Source organism: Sorangium sp. So ce836 (genome assembly GCF_028553905.1).
Taxonomy (GTDB): domain Bacteria; phylum Myxococcota_A; class Polyangia; order Polyangiales; family Polyangiaceae; genus Sorangium; species Sorangium cellulosum_D.
Genome location: NZ_CP102233.1, coordinates 6,412,856 through 6,427,831, shown reverse-complemented (window position 1 = coordinate 6,427,831; position 14,976 = coordinate 6,412,856). Strand labels below are relative to the sequence as shown.

At 71.3% G+C, this 14,976-nt stretch carries 12 protein-coding genes; 6 read left to right on the top strand and 6 right to left on the bottom strand.

Features of this window, described 5'->3' with window-relative positions:
- Nucleotides 1–71: 71 nt before the first annotated feature.
- The 4 genes from NQZ70_RS23260 (at nt 72) to NQZ70_RS23245 (ending at nt 3,505) form a co-directional block, all read left to right on the top strand.
- Nucleotides 72–701, top strand: a complete 630-nt coding sequence (locus NQZ70_RS23260) for an ATP-binding protein (protein ID WP_129576154.1) — start codon at nt 72–74, stop codon at nt 699–701.
- Nucleotides 698–1,264, top strand: coding sequence for a SpoIIE family protein phosphatase (locus tag NQZ70_RS23255; protein ID WP_129576153.1), 567 nt, complete (start codon nt 698–700; stop codon nt 1,262–1,264). Before NQZ70_RS23260 ends, NQZ70_RS23255 begins: the two co-directional genes overlap by 4 nt.
- 7 nt (nt 1,265–1,271) lie before the next feature.
- The gene (locus tag NQZ70_RS23250; protein ID WP_237245539.1) at nt 1,272–1,835 is read left to right on the top strand and encodes an STAS domain-containing protein; all 564 of its coding nucleotides are present in this window, start codon (nt 1,272–1,274) and stop codon (nt 1,833–1,835) included.
- A gap of 164 nt (nt 1,836–1,999) precedes the next feature.
- Entirely contained in the window at nt 2,000–3,505 is a 1,506-nt protein-coding gene (locus NQZ70_RS23245; RefSeq protein ID WP_165374120.1) for an HAD-IG family 5'-nucleotidase, read from the top strand.
- A gap of 102 nt (nt 3,506–3,607) precedes the next feature.
- Here the strand turns inward: NQZ70_RS23245 and dusB are convergent, their stop codons facing one another.
- Entirely contained in the window at nt 3,608–4,594 is a 987-nt protein-coding gene (gene dusB / locus NQZ70_RS23240; protein ID WP_129576150.1) for a tRNA dihydrouridine synthase DusB, read from the bottom strand.
- Nucleotides 4,595–4,974: 380 nt separating this feature from the next.
- Here dusB and NQZ70_RS23235 point away from each other — a divergent pair, with 380 nt between their 5' ends.
- Both NQZ70_RS23235 and NQZ70_RS23230 read left to right on the top strand, forming a co-directional pair.
- Nucleotides 4,975–6,573, top strand: coding sequence for a serine/threonine-protein kinase (locus NQZ70_RS23235; RefSeq protein WP_237245538.1), 1,599 nt, complete (start codon nt 4,975–4,977; stop codon nt 6,571–6,573).
- Nucleotides 6,574–6,798: 225 nt separating this feature from the next.
- Complete coding sequence (locus NQZ70_RS23230; RefSeq protein ID WP_129576148.1) at nt 6,799–8,175, top strand: MFS transporter; 1,377 nt, start codon at nt 6,799–6,801, stop codon at nt 8,173–8,175.
- Nucleotides 8,176–8,412: 237 nt separating this feature from the next.
- Here the strand turns inward: NQZ70_RS23230 and NQZ70_RS23225 are convergent, their stop codons facing one another.
- The 5 genes from NQZ70_RS23225 to NQZ70_RS23205 form a co-directional block, all read right to left on the bottom strand.
- The gene (locus NQZ70_RS23225) at nt 8,413–8,946 is read right to left on the bottom strand and encodes a hypothetical protein (RefSeq protein WP_165374119.1); all 534 of its coding nucleotides are present in this window, start codon (nt 8,944–8,946) and stop codon (nt 8,413–8,415) included.
- Between the two features lie 1,018 nt (nt 8,947–9,964).
- Nucleotides 9,965–10,252, bottom strand: coding sequence for an antibiotic biosynthesis monooxygenase (locus NQZ70_RS23220; protein ID WP_129576147.1), 288 nt, complete (start codon nt 10,250–10,252; stop codon nt 9,965–9,967).
- 212 nt (nt 10,253–10,464) lie between these two features.
- On the bottom strand, nt 10,465–11,529 hold the full coding sequence (gene leuB / locus NQZ70_RS23215) for a 3-isopropylmalate dehydrogenase (RefSeq protein WP_129576146.1): 1,065 nt from the start codon (nt 11,527–11,529) through the stop codon (nt 10,465–10,467).
- Complete coding sequence (cimA, locus tag NQZ70_RS23210; protein ID WP_129576145.1) at nt 11,526–13,172, bottom strand: citramalate synthase; 1,647 nt, start codon at nt 13,170–13,172, stop codon at nt 11,526–11,528. Before cimA ends, leuB begins: the two co-directional genes overlap by 4 nt.
- 84 nt (nt 13,173–13,256) lie before the next feature.
- Nucleotides 13,257–14,960: a 2-isopropylmalate synthase gene (locus NQZ70_RS23205; protein WP_207217929.1), complete on the bottom strand. Its 1,704-nt coding sequence runs from the start codon at nt 14,958–14,960 to the stop codon at nt 13,257–13,259.
- Nucleotides 14,961–14,976 lie beyond the last annotated feature (16 nt).

Here is a 14,976-nt window from a genome sequence, read left to right as displayed (position 1 = left end):
GGCGAGGCCGTCGCCGCGCACTCGACGCGGACGCGGGGCCCCGGTAACCTGCCCTTCCAGGCTCTTCCCGGATGACTCCCGCGCACGAACAGATTCTCAACGTCCTGCTCGGCTATCTCTCGGCGATGAACGCAGAGGGAGTCCTGCTCCGGGCCATGCGGGAGGCGGAGATCCAGCCCGAGAAGTTCTCGCTCGACGACCTCCCGGACATCATTCCGAGCATCGAGCGCCGCGCCCGCCTTTATGTCGATCCGGCGCGGCTCGGTCGGCTCAAGTCGGAAATTTCGGCGATCGGCGGCGATCGGCCTTCGCGGCGCTCGAAGGTCATGGCCATCAACGTGGAGGCGGACATCAGCGAGGCGCGCCTGAGCGCGAAGGCCGTTTGCGACGCGGCCGGCGCAAAGAGCTTCACCTCGCACAAGGTCGCGACCATCGTCAGCGAGCTCGCCCGGAACATCGTCCATTATACTCCAGGCGGGACGATCGAGATCGCCGTGCAGCGCGACAGCCCGGTCCGCTTCCTCATCGTCGCGGTGGACGAGGGCGCCGGCATCCAGAACCTGCAGGAGATCCTCGCCGGCCGCTACAAGAGCAAGACCGGCATGGGCCGCGGCCTCATCGGGGTCAAGCGGCTGGCCGATCGCTTCCAGATCGACTCGGGGCCGAAGGGGACGCGGGTGGAGATCGAGGTCCACCTGTGAGGCTGTCCGTGGAGTACGCCATTCTTCCCAAGGATGGAGAGCGCGTCAGCGGCGACGCCGCCTTCGTGCGGGCCGGCGAGGATGGGGTCGTCTTCGCGGTCATCGACGCGCTGGGTCACGGCGAGCACGCGGCGGCCGCGGCGGACGTCGCGCTCAAGGCGCTCGCCGACGCGCCGAGCGGCGACGACGTCCGCGCCCTCATCGACCGCCTCCACGCGCGGCTCCGCGGGACCCGCGGCGCCGCCGGCATGGTCTGCCGCTTCCGGGAGGGGCGGCTCCAGGGCTGCGGCGTCGGGAACGTCGAGCTGATGTCCCACGGCACGCGCGTGCAGTGGCTCCAGAGCCCGGGCATCCTCGGCGCGTCGCTCGGGAAGGCCCGGATCTTCGACGCGCAGCTCGCGCCGGGCGACCGGCTCGTCGTCTTCTCCGACGGGATCTCGCCCCGCTTCGACCTCTCGCTGTTTCGTGGGATGAAGGCCGCGGAGGCCTGCCGCGTCCTCATGAGCCGACACCGGCGCTCGCACGACGACTCAACGGTCTTGATCGCCGACATCGAACCTTAGGATGACCATGGAGCTCAAGCGCCTTCCGATCATCAACCTGTGGGACCGGATCCTGGTGCCCATCCAGGGGGACGTGACCGACGACCTCGCGGAGCAGCTGAACACCGAGGTGCTGCGGGCCATCCACGAGAGCGGCGCGAAGGGGCTGGTCATCGATCTCACGGCCGTATGGATCATGGATAGCCACCTGTGCGCCGTGCTGTCGAACCTGGCCTCCGCCGCGCGGCTCATGGGCACGCCCACGATCCTGTCCGGGCTGAGCCCCGAGATCGCGATGACGCTGCAGGCCATGGGGGTCGAGCTCGAGGCGGTGAAGACGGCGCTGACGCTCGAGCAGGCGCTCACCATGCTCGGGCTCGAGGTGCGCCGCGCCGAGGCGCGCGACGAGGACGACGAGGACGACGACGACGACCTCTTCGACGACGAGGACGACGAGGACGACGACGACGGATGGGAGGCGGACGATCGCGGCGACTCGAGGCGCGCGCCCCAGGCCGCGCGCTCGCCGCGGCCCGCCGCGAGCGCCGAGCGGGGGCAAGGCGGCGGCAAGAGCCGGCTCAGGCGCCGCTGAGCCCGCGCGAGCGCGGCCGGCACGACGTCGCGCCATCCACGCGTCATCCACGCGATCGACGCACCGGACGCGCCCTCCTGACGGCCGGGTGACGGCGATGGTCGCGGTGGGCAACGCCGTGGGTCCCTGGTATGCCTCACGACCGCTCTCCGGGCGATCTCACCATGGACAAGCTGGATTGCCTCTCCGCTCCGCCGCCCAAGCAACGGGGGATCTTCTGCAACCGGACGCTGAACCTCCGTTCGATCAAGGCGATCGGGTACGACATGGATTACACGCTGATCCACTACCGCGTGGAGGCGTGGGAGCGTCGGGCCTATGAGCACCTCCGCCACCTGCTGGAGAGCGAGGGCTGGCCGGTCGGAGACCTGACCTTCGAGCCGGACCTCGTGATCCGGGGGCTCATCCTGGACACCGAGCTCGGCAACCTGCTCAAGGTGAATCGGTTCGGGTACGTGAAGCGGGCGTACCACGGCACCCAGCCGATCGACTTCGAGACCCAGCGCGCGACGTACGCGCGGACCATCGTCGACCTGGCGGACGAGCGCTACGTCTTCCTGAACACGCTCTTCTCGCTCTCGGAAGGGTGCATGTACGCGAAGCTCGTCGATCTGCTCGATCAGCGCCGGCTGCCCGAGGTGCTCGGCTACGGCGACCTCTACCGCCGCGTGAAGGATCGCCTCGACGCGACGCACATGGAGGGGCAGCTCAAGGCCGAGATCATCGCGGATCCGGACCGGTTCGTGCTTCTCGATCCGGAGACCCCGCTCACGCTGCTCGACCAGAAGGAGGCGGGCAAGAAGCTCCTCCTCATCACGAACTCCGAGTGGGTCTACACGCGCGCGATGATGAGCTACGCCTTCGACCGCTTCCTGCCGGACGGCATGACGTGGCGCGACCTGTTCGACGTGGTGATCGTGTCCGCGCGGAAGCCGGAGTTCTTCTCGAGCCGCAGCCCGCTGTTCGAGGTGGTCACGGAGGACGGCCTCCTGCGCCCGGCCGGCCGGCTGCGCGAGGGGGGGCACTACCTCGGCGGCAACGCGGGGCTCGTCGAGCACCACCTCGGGCTGTCCGGCGACGAGATCCTCTATATCGGCGATCACATCTATGGAGACGTGCACGTGTCGAAGAGCGTCCTCCGGTGGCGCACGGCGCTCATCATCCGGGAGCTCGAGGAGGAGATCGTCGCGATCGAGGAGGCGCGGGGGGCCGAGGCGCGGCTCGATCTCTGGATGCGGGAGAAGGAGGACGCGGAGCGCGTCTACGCGAGGCTGCGCCTCGAGCTCCAGCGGATGCGCGCCGGCTACGGGCCGGTCGTCGGGGCGACGGAGGCCGAGGTCCAGGCGAAGATGAACGAGCTCAAGGTCAGCCTCGCGGCGCTCGACGCGCGGATCGCCCCGCTCGCGAAGGCGTCGGCCGAGACGATGAACCCGCGGTGGGGGCTGCTCCTCCGCACGGGGAACGACAAGAGCCACCTGGCCCGGCAGATCGAGCGCTCGGCGGACATCTACACGTCGCGCGTCTCCAACTTTCTCCTGGCGACGCCCCACGTGCTGCTCCGCTCGCACCGCGGGAGCCTGCCGCACGACCCCATGGGCGCGCCGCCGGGCGCCGACCGGCAGAACGGCGAGCCCGCCCCGGTCGACGACGCGACGCCCGTGGGGATGTAGGCGGCCCCGGCGCGGCTCGGGCGCCCCGCGGCGCGCGCCCGGCGGCGGCGCGGCGGGCGCACGGCGAGCGCCGCTGCGCGGCCGGCCGAGCCCAGGCGCGGCTCAGGCCGCGAGCCGCTGCGCGGCGCTGTCGAGGATGTCGAGGCACCCCGTCAGGCTGTCGCAGAAGAGCAGCTCGCGCCGGAGGGCGGACGCGCCGGGGAGGCCGCGGAGGTAGCCGGTCAGGTGGCGCCGCGTCACGCGCACGCCGTGCGGCTCGCCGCGCGCCTCGGTGTTCGCGATGAGGTGCGCGCGGCACAGGGCGAGGCGCTCCTCGGCCGTCGGCGGCGGGAGCCGCGCGCCGTGGTCGAGCAGCGCCCGGGCCTCGCGGAAGACCCAGGGGTGGTCGATCGCGGCGCGGCCGACCATCACGCCGGCGCACCCCGTCTCCCGCAGGGCGCGGGCGGCGTCGTCGGCGGTCTTGATGTCGCCGTTCACCACGACGGGGATGGACACGACCTCGCGCGCGCGGGCGGCCCAGCTCCAGTCGGCCGCGCCGCTGTGCCCCATCTGGGCCGTGCGGCAGTGGATCGTGAGCGCGGCGACGCCGGCGTCCTCGAGGCGGCGCGCCAGGTCGACGATCGGCATGTGGGACTCGGGCCCCCAGCCGATGCGCGTCTTCACGGTGACCGGGAGCGAGACGGTGCGCACCACGAGCCGGGCCATGGCCACCATCGCCTCCGGATCGCGCAGCCAGCCCGCGCCCGCGCCGCGGCCGGCGATCTTCGGCACCCAGCAGCCGCAGTTGATGTCGAGGAACGCCGGCCCCGCCTGCTCGGCGACCCGCGCGGCCTCGGCGAGGCGCTCCGGGTTGGCGCCGTAGATCTGGATCGCCGTCGGCTGGTCGCCGGCGGACAGGGCGAGCTTGCGCCGCGCGGTCTTGCACCCGCGCAGGAGCCCCTCGACGTTGACGAACTCCGTGACGCACAGCTCGGCGCCGAGCTCGCGGCAGATGCGGCGGAAGACGGCGTCCGTCACGTCCTCCATGGGCGCGAGGACGACGGGGCGGCCTTGGAACAGCCGGCGAAAGCTTTCGGGCGAGAGCGGCACGGTGGCGAGCTTTCAAGCACGGATCCGGCCGGTTGACCAGGGCGACGCCGCGGCCCCCGGGCGCCGGGCCCGCCGGGCGGGAGCCGCGGGGGCGCGGGGCGCGGGGGCGCGGCCGGCATTCGCCACCTCGGATCTCGGGACGTGTATGCCGGCAGCGCACGAACACGGCAGGTCCGGCGGCGAGCGGCCTTGTTTGGTATGACATCCTGGGTGGGAGACGCCGCGCGGCGCAGACCGCCATCGTGTCCGAGGAAACCAGCCGCGCAGATGACCGCAACGCTCGCTTGACGTGCGGCGCGGCTCTGGCGACCCTCGAGTGTGCCATGAAGCGCGCGCTGCTCAGAGACGCTCTCCTCGCTGAGCGCTCGGCGTCGTCGCGCATGCTCAAGGAGCGCGAGACCCGCGCGATCGGCGCGCGGCGCGGCACGCTGACCGCCCAGGACACCGAGAGCGTCCGCCGCGCGGTCCGCCGCGCTTTCCGGGTCGCTCTCTGGATATGGCCCGCGTTCACGCTCGTCGACGTGTTCATGGCGACCGTGCTGTACCCCGCGGCGCCGATGTGGCGCTTCGTCGTCATGCGCATGATCGAGCAGGCGATCGCCATCGCCGTGTACCGGCTCTCGGGCCGCCCGACCGTCTCGGGGCGCGTCGTGCTGCTCGGGTACGACACGGCGTTCCTCATCGCCGCGATCTTCATCTCGCTCATGGCGCTCGATTTCGGCGGCCTGACGAGCGCGTACATGCACGGCCTCTCCATCGTCGTGCTGCTGCGCACCGCGCTCGTGCCGGCGCCGTTCGGCAAGGCGCTGCTCGCCTCCGCGCCGATGTTCCTCGCCTTCCCGACCGTCATGGGCGTCGCCGCGGTCTTCTCCCCGGACATCCTCTCGGCGTGGCTCGACCCGACGACGCTGCTCACGGCCGCGAGCCATTATATCTTCGTCCCCTCCTCGGGGGTCATCGGGGCCCTGTCGAGCCACGTGGTCTGGGCCGCGCAGCAGCAGGTCTATCAGGCGCGCAAGCTGGGCAGGTATCGGCTCGAGGCGCCGATCGGCAAAGGGGGGATGAGCGAGGTCTGGCTCGCCTGGGACGAGACGCTCCAGCGCGGCGTCGCCCTCAAGCTCCTGCGGACCCGCGACGCGCCCGACCCGGCGGTGCTGAAGCGCTTCGAGCAGGAGGCGCACGCGGCCAGCAAGCTCAGCGACCCGCACACGATCCGGATCTTCGACTTCGGCGCGAGCGACGACGGCATCTACTACATCGCGATGGAGCACCTGCGCGGGGCCGATCTCGCCGCCATCGTGCGCAACTACGGCCCCATGCCCGTGGCGCGCGCCGTGCGCTTCGCCCTGCAGGCCTGCCGCTCGCTCATCGAGGCGCACGAGGCCGGGATCATCCACCGGGACATCAAGCCGCAGAACCTCTTCGTCACCCGCGTGGGCGACGATCACGACTTCCTCAAGCTGCTCGATTTCGGCGTCGCGCGGATGGTCGAGGGCGGCCGGGACGCCGAGCTGACGAACAGCGGTATGCTCTGCGGGACGCCCGCCTACATGGCGCCCGAGGTGTGCCGCGGCGACCGCGCCGACGCGCGCAGCGACGTCTACTCGCTCGGCGGCACGCTCTATTTCCTGCTCACCGGGGAGCTGCCGTTCGAGGGCTCGTCGTCGGGGCAGCTCTTCGTCGCGCACATGACGAAGGCCCCGCTCGCGCCGTCGGTGCGCCGCGGCCCGGTCGTCCCGCGCGCGGTCGATCGCCTCGTCCTGCGCTGCCTCGCCAAGGACCCGCGCCACCGCTTCCAGAGCGCGCGCGCGCTGTACGACGCGCTCCTCCCGCTGCTCGACGAGTCCGCCTGGAGCGCGGCGGACGCGGAGCGCTTCTGGGTGACCGATCGAGCGGAGAAGCTCGGCCAGCTCGAGGCCCCGCCCGAGCGCCTCGCGCTGGCGCGGGGCGGCTCCACGCAAACCGCCTCAGCGCGATAACACCGAGACACCGCGCGCTCCTCGCCGCCAAGGCGGCCGTCCACGAGACCGGCGCCGCACGGGAAAAGTGCGTCGAAACGGTTCGGAAACACACGAGAAACTCCGATTTTTGATCGCTGCCTGTATGACGCAGAGGCCGATGCAGAGCAGGAATTGATCGGAGCGCGGCCGCCTCGTGCGCCATGGCTCATGGCCGCCGCGCCCTGGTCTCGGTGAGGAGGACAGATGTCGACTTTGATTACCGAGTGGAATCCCGACGATGAGGCATTTTGGGAGAAGACAGGGAAGCGGATCGCTCGTCGGAACCTCATCTGGTCGATCATCGCCGAGAACATCGGCTTTTCCGTCTGGCTGCTCTGGAGCGTGACGGCCACCCGGCTCCCCAAGGTCGGCTTCGACTACACCACGGACCAGCTCTTCTTGCTGGTCGCGATCCCGGGCCTCGTCGGCGCGCTGATCCGGTTCCCGTACACGTTCGCCGTCCCGAAGTTCGGCGGGCGCAACTGGACCATCGTCAGCGCGCTCCTCTTGCTGATCCCCACGATCTCGCTCTCGGTGCTCGTGACCAGGCCGGACACGCCGTTCTGGCTCATGGCGGTCGCGGCGGCGACCGCGGGGCTCGGCGGGGGCAACTTCGCCTCCAGCATGGCGAACATCTCGTTCTTCTATCCGGACAAGAAGAAGGGGCTGGCGCTCGGGCTCAACGCCGCCGGCGGCAACATCGGCGTCAGCAACGTGCAGCTCCTCGTGCCGCTCCTCATCGGGCCGGGCGCGGTCGCGACGGCGATCGGCGGGTATCACACCGAGTCTGGGATTTACCTGCAAAACGCGGGGCTGATGTGGATCCCGCTCATCCTCCTCTCGGCGGGCGGCGCGTACTTCTTCATGAACAACCTGGCGTCGGCGAAGTCGAACTGGAAAGATCAGGCGGCCGCCGCGAGGAACAAGCACACCTGGATCATCGCGTGGCTGTACGTCGGCACGTTCGGCTCGTTCATCGGCTACTCGGCGGCCCTGCCGCTGCTGCTCAAGATGCAGTTCCCCGCCGTGACGCTCGAGCTCACGTTCCTCGGCGCGCTCATCGGCTCGGTGGCCCGCCCGCTGGGCGGCTACCTCGCGGACAAGATCGGCGGGGCGCGCATCACGTTCTGCAACTTCGTGGTGATGGGCCTCGCGTCGCTCGGGATCATCCACTTCCTGAACGAGAAGAGCTACGCCGGCGTCGTCACGATGTTCATGATCATGTTCGTCTCGACCGGCATCGGCAACGGCTCGACCTTCCGGATGGTCCCCGTGCTCTTCCGGCGCGACCACCTGCGCGCGGCGCAGGGCAGGGGCGAGGCGGCGCGCAACGAGGCGCTGATCGCCGCGCGGCGCCAGAGCGCCGCCGTCCTCGGGTTCACCTCGGCGGTCGGGGCGCTCGGCGGCTTCTTCATCCCGCGGAGCTTCGGCGCCTCGATCAAGGCGACGGGCGGGGCCACGACGGCGGTCATGTATTTCTTCGTCTTCTATCTCACCTGCATGGGGCTCACGTGGTGGTGTTACATGAGGACCCGCTTCCTCGTGAACCGCATCCCGAGCCTGGCCGAGGCCGATGCCTGAGGCGCGCCCCCGAGCGCGCTGGCGCGCCTCGGACGTCTCCTGGCGCCGAGGCTCCTCCGCGGCGCGACGCGACGAAGCCTCGGCGGGACACGGGAGCCTGGACCGTTGACCGCTCTGGAGCCGACCGTGAGGTCCTGAGGGCGTGAAGCGCCGTGGCGAGGACCGAGCCACGGCGCTGCCGCCGCTCATCGACGGCCGCGCGTCGTCGTCACCGGGCCGCGCGGTCGACGGCGCTCGCTACCAGCCCCAGCCGCCGCAGCCGCCGCCCCAGCCGCCGCAGCCGCCGCCCCAGCCCCAGGGCCGGCCCCAGAAGCCGCCGCCCCAGCCCCAGGGCCGGCCCCAGAAGCCGCCGCCCCAGCCCCAGGGCCGGCCCCAGCCGCCCCAGCCGCCCCAGCCGCCCCAGGGCCGGCCCCAGAAGCCGCCGCCCCACGGCCGGAAGTGGTGGAAGCCGCCCCAGCCGCCCCAGCCGCCCCACCAGCGCGACGCCGCCTCAGGCTTCTCGCCGACGCTCTCCTCACCGGAGCTCGTCTCGCCGACGTTCGCCGCGCCGGGGTCTGCTGCGCTCGCGTCCTCCGGGCTCACGCCCATCGACGGAGCCGCGCTCGACTCCTGATCTGCGTAGTCCATCTCCTCGCCCTGAACCGCCGGCTTCGCCTCGTCGGTCTGGACCGCCGTGTCGTCCGTCGTCGCCTCGGCCGCCACGGCCACGCCGGCCGCGGAGAGCGCCGTCGAGAGCGCGACGAGCGATGCGAACTTCGTCAATTGGCTCATGTTCCCATTCTCCTGTGCACATCGACTCATGTGGATGGCGCCAACGCCCGTCGCGACGACGAGCGTCGACGCGCGGGGACCTGAGCTTCCCCGTCGCGAGATCATGTGTGGTGTCAGGGGCGTGATGTCGATTACCCCAGAAAGGACACCTGAGACACCATGGATGCTTTCGGCGCTCCTGCGCGCGGGGAGGGCCGCCGCGCGCCCCTCTTCGGCCCCCCCGGGAGATCCTCCCGGTGGCGATACGCGCTTTCCCAGCTTGCGCGCGGCGCAGACAGCGATCGCGCGGGGAGGCTAGGGCCGAGGGCGGGCGAACCGCTGCGGCCGGCGGGCGCGCACACGGGCGCAAGAGACAATGCGTGCGGGCGCGGAAACGTGGAGCGCGGAAACGTGGAGCGTGGGAGCACGGAAGCGCGTCGGACTGCGGCGCTATGGACAAGCCGGCGAGAGATGCCTTATAGTCGTAAGACTGCCGTGGTCGTGCCCTGAAATGCGAGCAGCTCGATCAACCGAGGTGACGCGGAGCACCCGAGGCTCCTGCCCGCTGGGCGAGCGCTGTGCGGCTGGCGCGGCGCGGTAGAGGATGCGGCATGAAGGTTCGCGAGATCGTGACGTCCGCCCAGATACTCCGGCTTGAGGACGATGGAATCATCCGCGCGACTGCGTTTCCTGTGCACATGAGCCTGGCCTTCGCACAGGAGGTCGTCAGGGCCACCATCGAGCTCGGAGGCGGCACGCCGCGCCCCGTCGGGTCGATATCCGCGCGCAAAAGATGGTGGACAGGGCAGCGCGGGAGTACTTCGCAGGAGCGGAGGCCGCGAAGGGGCACTGCGCCCTCGCGCTGCTCGTTCCTCTCCGCGATGCCCGACGCGCTCCTCCCGCGACATCACCGCGCAGAAGCGCGCCGAGGAGGAGAGGGAGCGGCTGGAGGCCGCCGTCCGGCGGCAGGCCCGGATGCTGCCGGCGCGCGGCGCGCTGACCGCCGGGCGGCTCAGGGACCGCCGCGGCTCGGGACCGCTCACGCCATGATCTCGCCTTCGTAGAACGTGATCTGCGCGGCCCGGAGCGCCTGATCGCCGCCCATGCCGCGGTGATGGCGCCGGAACACCTCGGACCTCGGGTACTGCTGAAACGCCTCCCGGCTCTCCCACCTCGAGACCGCCCGGAGCCCGCCGTCGCCCAGCCAGATCTCGAGGCCGAGGAAGCCGGAGAACTGGCGCATCTCCGGCGCTGCTCGCCGGAAGCTCTCCACCATGGCCTGGAGCGCCGGCCCGGAGGCGGTGATGGTGTTGACGACGATGAACATGGTGGCGTTCTAGAACACCAATCACGTCGAGCGACCGAGAAATGAACCGCCAAGAACGCTAAGAACGCCAAGAAGAAAAGAAGATCTTGGCGTCCTTGGCGGCTCGAATTTCTGCTCTTGCGAGCGGTTTCAACCCGCTCGTCGCTCTGGCGGCGCGCCGTCGAGGCGGCGGCGACCCCTCCGGGCCGCCCAGGCCCGCCCCGCGCGGGCGATCAGGCCGCGAGCTTCGCCCGCACCGCCTCGCCCATCGCCTGGGTCGACAGCTTGCCGCCGAGGTCCGCCGTCCTGGCGCCGGCGGCGATCGCCTGCGCCACGGCGCGCTCCAGCGTCGCCGCCTCCTTGTCGAGGCGCAGCGAGTGCCGGAGCAGCATCGCGGCGCTCAGGATCGTCCCGATCGGGTTGGCGAGCCCCTTGCCGGCGATGTCGGGCGCCGAGCCGTGGATCGGCTCGTAGACCCCGCGCGTGCCCTCGCCCAGCGACGCGCTCGGACAGAGCCCCAGCGAGCCGGCGAGCACGGCCGCCTCGTCGGTCAGGATGTCGCCGAACATGTTCTCGGTGACGATGACGTCGAACGCCGCCGCCGCCGTGATCAGCCGCATCGCGCACGAGTCGACGAGCTGGTGCTCGATGCGGATCTCCGGGTGGCGCGCGGCGACCTCGGTCGCCACCGTCCGCCAGAGCCGCGACGACTCGAGGACGTTCGCCTTGTCGACCGACGTGACGAGCCGCCGGCGCGGCGCGGCCAGGCGGAACGCGAGCTCGACGACGCGCTGGATCTCCTCGTCCGTGTACTCGAGCGTGTCGACCGCGCGCCTGCGCCCGTTCACCTCCTCGCGGAGGCGCGGCTTGCCGAAGTAGAGCCCGCCCGTGAGCTCCCGGACGACCAGGATGTCGACGTCCGCGAGCCGCTCCGGCTTGAGCGGGGAGGCCTGGACGAGCTCCGGGAACAGGCGGATCGGCCGCAGGTTCGCGAACAGGCCGAGGCCCTGGCGCAGCGCGAGCAGCCCCTGCTCGGGCCGGACGTTCGCGCTCGGGTTGTCCCACTTCGGGCCGCCCACCGCGCCGAGGAGGACGGCGTCGGCCGCGCGGCACGCGTCGAGCGTCTCCGGCGTGAGCGCGGTGCCGGTCGCGTCGATGGCGCACCCGCCGATGAGGTGCTCGGAGTACGTGAAGCTGTGGCCGAACTGGGCGGCGACGGCATCGAGGGTGACGCGGGCTTCGGCGACCACCTCGACGCCGATGCCGTCACCGGGCAAAAGAACGATATTGGCCTTCATGCGACCTCGCTGGCAGGCAACGTGGATGTGTACTGCGCTGGCTCTCGCGCTGCGAGCGTGAGCCCATACTCGATCCCGTCCGCGAGCGCATGCCAGGAAGCGTCGATGATGTTCGTCGAGGCGCCGACCGTGCTCCACTGGCGGTGCGCGTCGCGGCTGTCGATGAGCACGCGCGTCGTCGCCGAGGTGCCGTCGCGCCCGTCGAGGATGCGGACCTTGTAGTCGACGAGCTGGATGTCGCGCACGGCCGGGAACACGGGCGCGAGCGCCTTGCGGAGCGCGCCGTCGAGCGCGTTGACGGGGCCCGACCCCTCGGCCGCCGTGATCACCACCTCGTCGCCGACCGCGATCTTGATCATCGCCTCGGCGAAGGTGCCGACGCCCTCGCGCTGGCCCGCGATGACCTTGAAATCGAGCAGCCGGAACGGCGGCTTGTAGCCCGGCGAGCTCCGGCGGAGCAAGAGCGCCACCGAGGCCTCGGCCGCCTCGAACGACGAGCCGCGCGCCTCGCGCTCCTTGATCTGCTCGAGCACCTCCACCTCGGCGCCGGCCTTCACCTCGAGCCCGAACTCCTCGGCCTTGCTGAGGAGATTGCCGCGGCCCGACAGCTCGCTCACCACGGTGCGCATCGCGTTGCCGACGAGCGCGGGGTCGATGTGCTGGTAGGACGCCGGCTCGCGCCGCATCGCCGCGACGTGGACGCCGCCCTTGTGCGCGAAGGCGCTCCGCCCGACGTAGGCCATGTGATCGTCGGGGGCGAGGTTCGCCAGCTCGGCGACGTAGTGCGAGAGCTCGGTGAGCCCGCGGAGCGCCCCCTCCGGCAGCGCCCGGAGGCCGAGCTTCAGCTCGAGGTTCGGGATGATCGCGCAGAGGTTCGCGTTCCCGCAGCGCTCGCCGTAGCCGTTGATCGTGCCCTGGACGTGGCGGGCGCCCGCGCGCACGGCGGCGAGCGAGTTGGCGACCGCGAGCTCGCCGTCGTTGTGCGCGTGGACGCCGAGCGGGTGGCCGAGCAGCGCCTTCATCTCGGCCACGATCGCCTCGACCTGCCACGGCATCGAGCCGCCGTTCGTGTCACAGAGCGTGAGCACCTCGGCCCCGCCGCGCGCCGCGGCGCGCAGCGTCTCGATCGCGTACGACCGGTCGAGCGCGAACCCGTCGAAGAAGTGCTCGGCGTCGTAGACCACGCGGCGGCCGTGCGCGCGCAGGTAGGCGACGGTCTCCTCGATCATCCGGAGGTTCTCGTCGAGCGTCGTGCGCAGCACCGCGGTCACGTGCTGCGTCGAGCTCTTGCCGAAGATCGTACAGACGCTGGTGCCGGCGGCGAGCAGCGCGCGCAGGCCGGGGTCGTCCTCGGGGGCGAGCGAGGCCCGGCGCGTCGAGCCGAACGCGGCGATCTTCGCGTGCTTCCACTCGATGTCCTTCGCCCGCTCGAAGAACTGCGCGTCCTTCGGGTTCGAGCCGGGCCAGCCGCCCTCGATGAAGGTCAGGCCGAACGCGTCGAGGTGGCGCGCGATCTGCAGCTTGTCCTCGCACGCGAGCGAGATGCCCTCGCGCTGGGTGCCGTCCCGTAGCGTGGTGTCGTAAACGTCGACGCGGTCCGCGGGGCGGGCGCCCTGCTCCGCGCCGTTGAGAGGCGGATTCATAAGCTTCAACTTCCTTGTGCGGCGGGGGCAGGCCGCCGAGCTCGCCGGCCCCGCGCGGGGCCCTCGTGCGCTCGGCGCACCGGCCTACCTCGCGCTCTCGACGGCGGCGCCGTGGCCGCTCTGGTTGCTCTCGTTGCTCTCGGACGCCGCCGCGTCTTCCCTGGGCTCGACGCCGTAGGTCGCGAGGAGCCGGTTCAAGGCGGTGAGGTACGCCTTCGCGCTCGCGACCAGGATGTCCGTGTCGGCGCCGTGGCCGTGGAACACCCGGTGCGAGGCGTCGTGCTGCGGGTGCCGCTTGCTCGACGTCGCGTCCGCCCGGACCCGGACGCTCACCTCGCCGAGCGCGTCGATCCCCTCGGTCACCGCGTGCACGGAGAACTCGAGGAGGCTGCTCGGCACGCGGACGATCTCGTCGATCGCCCGGTAGGCCGCGTCCACCGGCCCGGTGCCGATCGCGGCGCGCACGTGCAGCGCCCCGTCCGGCCCGCGGAGGCGGACCGTGGCCGTGGGCATCCCGGTGGTCCCGCAGGCGACCTGGAGCGCGTCGAGCGTGTAGAGCTCGTCGCCCTGCGCCCGCGTGGTGGAGACGATCGCCTCGATGTCGGGATCGGTGACGTGCTTCTTCTTGTCGGCGAGCACCTTGAAGCTGGCGAACGCCGCCGCGAGCTGGGCCTCGTCGAGGTGATAGCCGAGCTCCTCGAGCCGGTTCCTGAGCGCGTGCCTGCCCGAGTGCTTGCCGAGGACGAGCCGGGTCTGCGTCACCCCGACCATCTCCGGCCGCATGATCTCGTACGTCTCCTGGTGCTTCAGCATCCCGTCCTGGTGGATGCCCGACTCGTGCGCGAAGGCGTTGGCGCCGACGATCGCCTTGTTCGGCTGGACGTTGAAGCCCGTCGCGGCGCTGACGAGGCGGCTCACCGTGGCGATCTGGGTCGTGTCGATGCCGGTGCGCAGCCCGAAGACGGCCCGGCGCGTCGCGAGCGCCATGACGACCTCCTCGAGCGCGGTGTTGCCGGCGCGCTCGCCGATGCCGTTGATGGTCACCTCGGCCTGGCGCGCGCCCGCGCGGATGCCCTCCAGGGCGTTCGCCGTCGCGAGCCCGAGGTCGTTGTGGCAGTGCACCGAGATGATGGCGCGGTCGATCCCCGGGACGTTCTTGCGGATGCCGGCGATGAGCGCGCCGAACTCGCTCGGCATGGTGTAGCCGACCGTGTCCGGGATGTTGAGCGTGGTGGCCCCGGCGGCGATCGCGGCCTCGAGGACCTGGTAGAGGAACTCGGGCTCGCTCCGGCCGGCGTCCTCGGGGCTGAACTCCACGTCGGCGCAGAGGTCGCGCGCGTACGCGACCATGGCCCGCACGCGGTCGAGCACCTCGGCCCGGGTCATCCGGAGCTTGTGCTTGAGGTGGATGTCGCTCGTGGCGAGGAAGGTGTGGATCCGCGGGTGCGCGGCCCGGGAGACGCCCTCCCACGCCTTGTCGATGTCGACCTTGGTGGCGCGGGCGAGCGCGCAGATGATCGGCGGGGTCGCGGCGGGGCGGCCGGGGACCGCGGCCGCGCCCACGCGCTCGGCGATCGTCTGGACGGCGAGCAGGTCGTCGGGGGAAGCGGCGGGGAAGCCCGTCTCGATGACGTCGACGCCGAGCTTCGCCAGCGCGAGCGCGATCTCGAGCTTCTCCGAGGACGTCATCGTCGCGCCCGGCGACTGCTCGCCGTCACGCAGCGTGGTGTCGAAGATGCGCACGTAATCGGACGGGGGCATCGCTTGATTCGCAATCATCTCAGGCATGGTGTTCTCCGCCGCC

Bases quoted from the DNA above. Each gene is read 5' to 3' on its own strand.
- NQZ70_RS23220 (WP_129576147.1), bottom strand. From the start codon at position 10,252: ATGTTCATCGTCGTCAACACCATCACCGCCTCCGGGCCGGCGCTCCAG.
- NQZ70_RS23260 (WP_129576154.1), top strand. From the start codon at position 72: ATGACTCCCGCGCACGAACAGATTCTCAACGTCCTGCTCGGCTATCTC.
- NQZ70_RS23245 (WP_165374120.1), top strand. From the start codon at position 2,000: ATGGACAAGCTGGATTGCCTCTCCGCTCCGCCGCCCAAGCAACGGGGG.
- NQZ70_RS23250 (WP_237245539.1), top strand. From the start codon at position 1,272: ATGGAGCTCAAGCGCCTTCCGATCATCAACCTGTGGGACCGGATCCTG.
- NQZ70_RS23235 (WP_237245538.1), top strand. From the start codon at position 4,975: ATGCTCAAGGAGCGCGAGACCCGCGCGATCGGCGCGCGGCGCGGCACG.
- NQZ70_RS23230 (WP_129576148.1), top strand. From the start codon at position 6,799: ATGTCGACTTTGATTACCGAGTGGAATCCCGACGATGAGGCATTTTGG.
- cimA (WP_129576145.1), bottom strand. From the start codon at position 13,172: ATGAATCCGCCTCTCAACGGCGCGGAGCAGGGCGCCCGCCCCGCGGAC.
- NQZ70_RS23205 (WP_207217929.1), bottom strand. From the start codon at position 14,960: ATGCCTGAGATGATTGCGAATCAAGCGATGCCCCCGTCCGATTACGTG.
- NQZ70_RS23225 (WP_165374119.1), bottom strand. From the start codon at position 8,946: ATGAGCCAATTGACGAAGTTCGCATCGCTCGTCGCGCTCTCGACGGCG.
- leuB (WP_129576146.1), bottom strand. From the start codon at position 11,529: ATGAAGGCCAATATCGTTCTTTTGCCCGGTGACGGCATCGGCGTCGAG.